At 45.1% G+C, this 6,040-nt stretch carries 2 protein-coding genes, 1 other RNA gene and 1 pseudogene; all 4 read left to right on the top strand.

Annotated elements, in window-relative coordinates; translation table 11 throughout:
• Positions 1 to 39 precede the first annotated feature (39 nt).
• Positions 40 to 417: a transfer-messenger RNA gene (gene ssrA, locus AB7S66_RS10810) on the top strand.
• Between the two features lie 183 nt (positions 418 to 600).
• A complete protein-coding gene (locus AB7S66_RS10805; RefSeq protein ID WP_428519898.1) occupies positions 601 to 1,824 on the top strand; it encodes an exonuclease SbcCD subunit D C-terminal domain-containing protein in 1,224 nt (407 codons plus the stop codon).
• 9 nt (positions 1,825 to 1,833) lie between these two features.
• Entirely contained in the window at positions 1,834 to 5,085 is a 3,252-nt protein-coding gene (locus tag AB7S66_RS10800; RefSeq protein ID WP_428519896.1) for an AAA family ATPase, read from the top strand.
• Positions 5,086 to 5,874: 789 nt separating this feature from the next.
• Positions 5,875 to 6,040 (top strand): annotated as a pseudogene (locus AB7S66_RS10795) (calcium/sodium antiporter); the annotation flags it as partial.

Here is a 6,040-nt window from a genome sequence, read left to right as displayed (position 1 = left end):
CTGAGTATAATAAAGATACCTCAAGGGATTAGTCCCATTGGGGGTGTTTCGGTTTCGACTGGCGGAAGATCAGGCCAGTGGCTGCAAGCGGAGCGCCAACTCCTAAAACTAGCAAAAACAATTAACTGCCAAAAAAGAAGACGAAGTCTCCTTCGAAGCAGAATACGCTCTCGCTGCGTAACAGCACGAGGACGTACAGGCCCGTCTGCTGCCGCTCTTAAGCAACGGATACCTGTAAAAGTAAGAGCTTACCCAACCCAGTGCCTATGGGGGGAGGGGACATTAAAGTAGGCTACAAAGAGCGGACGTTTTGCCGGTGAACCTAACGCACTTTGGAAAATTTGATCACCAGCTAAGCTTGTAGACGTCCCTGGGTGGCACGTTAGGACGGGGGTTCGAATCCCCCCACCTCCAGAAACACGACCCGTCTTCTTCCGAAGGCGGGTTTCTCATGTAAAGCAACCAAACATTCAAAGCTCCTTACACTGAATCAGGAAAAAATTGGAAGTTACCCAGATTTCTGCGTGCATTTGGTTGAGAATCACCTGCTGTCAGCCTATACTGTGGTGGTATGAGTACAACTCTTTTTCAGGAGCCTTCATGAACATTCTCCATACTTCAGACTGGCATCTTGGTCGTTCGCTGTTCTCACAGAAACGCTATGATGAATTTGCCTCATTTCTAAGCTGGTTGGTCGAGACCATCGAACATCAACAAGTAGACATTTTGTTGGTCTCCGGTGATATTTTCGATACCAGTACGCCTAGCAACCGAGCCCAGCAACTCTACTACGAGTTTCTCTACAAGGTTTCCCAAACTTGTTGCAAGACCGTTGTAATCATCGGCGGGAACCACGACAGCCCATCATTCCTGCAAGCTCCAAGTGCCCTCTTACATGTACTCAATGTGAACGTAATAGGATCCAAGAGAGAAACACCAGAAGAAGAGGTCCTTGTAGCTGAGGCCGACGGTAAACCGATGGCCATTATCTGTGCCGTTCCATATTTGCGGGACAAGGACATCCGTTATGCAGAAGCAGGAGAGACCATTGATGACAAGAACAAAAAACTCCTGGAAGGAATAAAGGAACACTACAAGACAGTTTGTGGCATTGCAAAAAAAAGACAAATGGAATTGGGAAACAATCTGCCCATCATTGCAATGGGGCATCTCTTCACACAAGGCGGCAGGACAGTTGAGGGAGATGGTGTTAGTGAACTCTACATCGGCTCCCTTGCACAGGTAGACAGCACTGTCTTCCCTGATTTCCTGGATTATGTAGCGCTTGGGCATCTCCATGTACCACAGTGTGTAGGTGGCAAGGATACGATACGATACAGCGGATCCCCAATCCCCATGGGATTTGGGGAAGCAAGACAGCAGAAACAGGTGGTATTGCTGCATTTTGAAAACACCCTTTCCATACAGCCTCTTCCCATACCATCATTTCAACATCTGGAAAGCATCAAGGGAACCATGGAGAACATTACCTCAAGAATTCTACAGCTTAAGGAGAATGGTGAGCCTGCCTATCTGGAGATTGAGTATACAGCACCCGAGATGGTCACCAATCTAAGTGAACAGTGTGAGGAACTTGTAAAAGATTCAAACCTCACCATACTCCGTATACGTAATCGTCAATTCATACAACGTGTTATGGCATCAATGCAGGTACAGGAAACGTTGGAAGACCTAAACCCGGAAGAAGTCTTTACACGGTGCCTCGATACGTTTGCGGTAACCGAGGAAGAGCGACAGCCTCTAAGAGATGCCTATCATGAAATACTCTTGGAAATGCAAGATGAAGACACCCTTGCTGAATAGGACCAAATCATGAAATTACTCGAACTCAGATTCAAGAATCTCAACTCACTCTATGGTGAATGGGTTATCGATTTTACCCATCCAGAATATGTATCAAATGGCATCTTTGCCTTGACTGGACCAACTGGCGCAGGTAAATCGACCATTCTCGATGCCATTTGTCTTGCGCTTTATGGAGCAACCCCTAGGCTAGGAAGAATCACCAAAAGCAATAATGAGATAATGAGCAGACAGACAGGAAGTTGTTATGCTGAGGTGTTGTTTGCCTCAAACGCAGGACGATTTCGTTGTCATTGGGAACAGAGAAGAGCACGGAGCAAGGCAGAGGGTAACCTGCAGGAAGCAGAACATCAAATCTTTGACGCCGATAGCGGAAAACCCATTGAAACAATGAAAAGTCGTGTCGGGCTTGTTATAGAAGAAAAGACAGGAATGGATTTTGACCGGTTCACCCGCTCAATCCTCTTGGCTCAAGGCAGTTTTGACTCTTTCTTGAAGGCAGACAGCGAGCAGAAATCGAAAATATTAGAGCAAATAACCGGTACCGAAATGTACTCTGAGATCTCAAAACGAGTTCATGAGAGACAGAAAAAGGAACAGGAAGCATTGAAACTGCTCCAGGCTGAAACTTCCGGTATTGTGATTCTGGAACCCGAACAAGAAATAACCATAAAAAAGGAACTGGAAGAAAAACTCCAACAGGAGAAAATCCTAATCTCCAACTTGTCAAAAACAAACGAAGCCTTGCTTTGGATGAAGAATATCGAAAATCTCAACAAGGAAATCGATGACCTTTCCCAAGAGAAGGAAGCACTCAATCGTGAAATGGAAACATTCAAACCAAATCGGGCAATCTTGAGCAATGCCCTGAAAGCATCATATCTGGATGGAATATACGCAACACTCTCAGCCCTTCGCGCACAACAAGCTGAAGACATGACTGCCCTAGGAGATGAAGAATCAGCACTCCCTGAGATGGAGACTTCAACAAATAATCAGGGTAAAGTTCTAACAGATGCAGAACAGCTGACAATACAAAGAAAAAAGGAATTGCAAACAGCAACTCCAAAACTGAAGGAAATGCAGTTTCTTGATCAGAAGATAGCTAGTTTGGAAAAAAATGTGTCTGATGAGGCTGAAAGTTACGCAAAGGATACTGCACAGATTGATACTGATAGAGAGAAGCTGATCGAGGAGCAGAAGAAGAAAGCTGAAAGTGAAACCCAGAAAGAAACCATAGAAGATTATCTTGCTGAGCATTCACAGGATGCATGGCTTGTCAGTGGTCTTACCGGTATTGAAGAGCAATTAGGATCTCTCCTAGAGAAACAGAAAGAGATAGAAGAGAAGGGAACTTCCCTCAAAATAGCAGAAAAAGCGGTATCTACCGCTACTAAGAAACTGGAAGAAGCAACGACACTATGCACGGAAAGCAAATCCAAGCTTGAACAGATCTCTTTTGATCTCCAGGAAGCACAAATTGCATTGAAGACACTTCTAGAAGATATCCCGCTTAGCTCCTACCGCAAGGAAAAGGATTCCCTGCTTCGAGAAATCGCTTATATCAAAAGAATTGAGGAACTGGAAAGCCTTCGTACAAAGCTGGAGGACGGAAAGCCCTGTCCACTCTGTGGTGCGATAGAACATCCCTTTGCAAAAGGGAATATTCCCGTTCGCGATGATATCGAGCAACGCATTGATATTTTGACAACATTAATCACACAAGCGGAGAATCAGGAGATTGTTATACATAATCTTGTGAAAGCGGAGACTGATGCACGTACCGCACTGCAAGCGTATGAGAAAAGAGAAACGAGTGCAGCCAGCGAGAAGAAGTCCGATGAAAGAACCTGTAGCGAGATAGCTTTGAGTATCAAAAACCTTCGCTCAAATGTTGATGAGATCATACAATCTCTTCTAGAGAAACTGAGGCCTTTGGGCATCACCCAAATTGATGCTTCTTTGGTTACCTCCTTACGGGCCTCTCTCGATTCCAGACTGAAAGCCTGGCAGGAAAAGACGAAACAAAAGATAGAGATGGAAAAACACATCGACAGTATTGTTGGAGAGATCAAACGCCTAGAGGGTATGATTTCCACCCAGGAGAAAGCACTGACTGGAAAAAAGAACCATCTTGATACGCTAAAACAACAACTAGCGGATACAAAAGATAAGCGAAAAAGCTTGTATGGTGATGTAATCCCGAATGTTGAAGAAAAACGTTTGACCGATGCAATTGCTGATGCCGAGTCAGCTGAAAAGAGTGCCAGGACTCTACTGAATGATCTTCAACAAAAACTGGCAACAGCCAGAAGCAAGGTAGAGTCTAGAAACAAGAGCATCGAGCAACGGGCTCCCAAACTTGCAGAAGCAGAAGAACAATTCCTGAAAGCATTACGCTCCTCTGATTTTCCTGATGAGGAGGCATTCAAGGACGCGAGGCTTTCCTATGGGGAACAGGAATCCTTATCCCGGAAAGCAAAGGAATTGGACAACGCAGGAACTGCAATTGAGACCAAGCTGAAAGATCGAATGCATCGTTTGGAAATAGAGAAGGTAAAACGTCTCAGCGATGCACCATATGAAGAGGTACTGGCACAGGCAAACTCCTATGATGAGGTTTTGAAGCGATTGCGCGATGAGATTTCCACCTATAAGCATACACTGCAAGAAAACTCTGCAGCATTGGGACGCTTACAGGGCAAGAAAATCGCCATAGAAACGCAAACACAACGTTGCGCTCGCTGGGACGCATTGCACAATCTCATAGGTTCAGCCGATGGGAAAAAGTACCGTACCTTTGCCCAAGGACTCACCTTTGAACTGATGGTGTCCCATGCCAACCGTCAACTTGAAAAAATGACAGACAGATATTTGTTGATCAGGGATGAAAGCCAACCACTGGAACTGAATGTGGTTGATAACTACCAGGCAGGCGAGATTCGCTCAACAAAGAACCTCTCTGGAGGTGAGAGCTTCATCGTAAGCCTAACCTTGGCGCTTGGGCTAAGCCAGATGGCAAGCAGAAAGGTGAGGGTAGACTCTTTGTTCCTTGATGAAGGATTCGGGTCTCTTGATGAGGAGACCCTGGAGACGGCACTGGAAGCGCTTTCTGCACTGCAACAGGATGGAAAGCTGATCGGCATCATCAGCCATGTCTCTGCACTGAAGGAGAGGATCAGCACACAAATCTCTATCACGCCTCTCTCTGGAGGCCGTAGCACGATCAGCGGACCAGGCTGCAGCAAGCAAGCAACATAAGAGGCTGACAATGATCACCAGTATCCGTTTACGCAGGAAAAGAGGCCAGGCAGCATTGACCTTACTCCTGTGGTACTTGGGAATTTTTGCACGCTTCTTATGGTAGTTTGGCTGAACCGACAGGTTCTGATGCAACGTGACCTTGGACTGAGAATCGTTTTGTTGATCACTTCCCAGTGGTTGTGTATGATCGTTCCGTTACTCCTTATGCGTATAAATCATAAAAGTATACGATTTTATGAAATCAGATGTGGGGTTGCAAAAACAGATTTTCACCGGAATTGTTCTTGCGTTCCTGATGTCATTTCCTATTACTGTGGTTCCTATTCTTTGCCGTTGCTTTGGCGGAAGATTTTCTATCCAGAAGATATCTCTTTCATAAGCGATTGGATGTAACCCAATCAAAACAGTTCACCAACCTTATCTTATAACTACTGTTTGGACTCTTCCACAGTTTTGAAGGTGATGTTCTTCAGGTGGTTGTAACAACATTTTCTCGGCATTCCCTTCTCTCGTCTTCGGGAAATATCACATACTGCTCATTCCTTTCCTTGGTAATCATCCACGGATTGTATAGCGCCCTCATCACACTCTGTATAGCAATCCTATAATCTCAACAGTACCTAGACAATATTGCTTACTTGCTGATGACTTCTTGTATCGGTGATGATTGAATAAGCAAAAAAATTTCATTACACTGCTATGCTGTAAACAGGAAGCCTAGATCAACCTTACATCCATGGATGTGGTATTCATGGTAATGTTCTGTTGCTTTTGGAAGGAAATTACATGGTATTACCAATTCTTGCCGTTATTGGCGGCCTTATCGTACTGGTATTGAGTTCGGATAGATTTGTAGATGGTGCTGCAGCTACTGCGCGCCATTTTGGCATGCCCTCTCTCCTGATTGGAATGGTCATTGTAGGATTTGGTACCAGTGCACCGGAAATGGTGG

This window comes from Sphaerochaeta sp. (assembly GCF_050178175.1).
GTDB lineage: Bacteria > Spirochaetota > Spirochaetia > Sphaerochaetales > Sphaerochaetaceae > Sphaerochaeta.
This window is presented reverse-complemented; position numbering and strand designations above follow the sequence as displayed.

Excerpts from the sequence above, each read along its gene's own strand:
- AB7S66_RS10800 (WP_428519896.1), top strand. The coding sequence starts at position 1,834 with ATGAAATTACTCGAACTCAGATTCAAGAATCTCAACTCACTCTATGGT.
- AB7S66_RS10805 (WP_428519898.1), top strand. The coding sequence starts at position 601 with ATGAACATTCTCCATACTTCAGACTGGCATCTTGGTCGTTCGCTGTTC.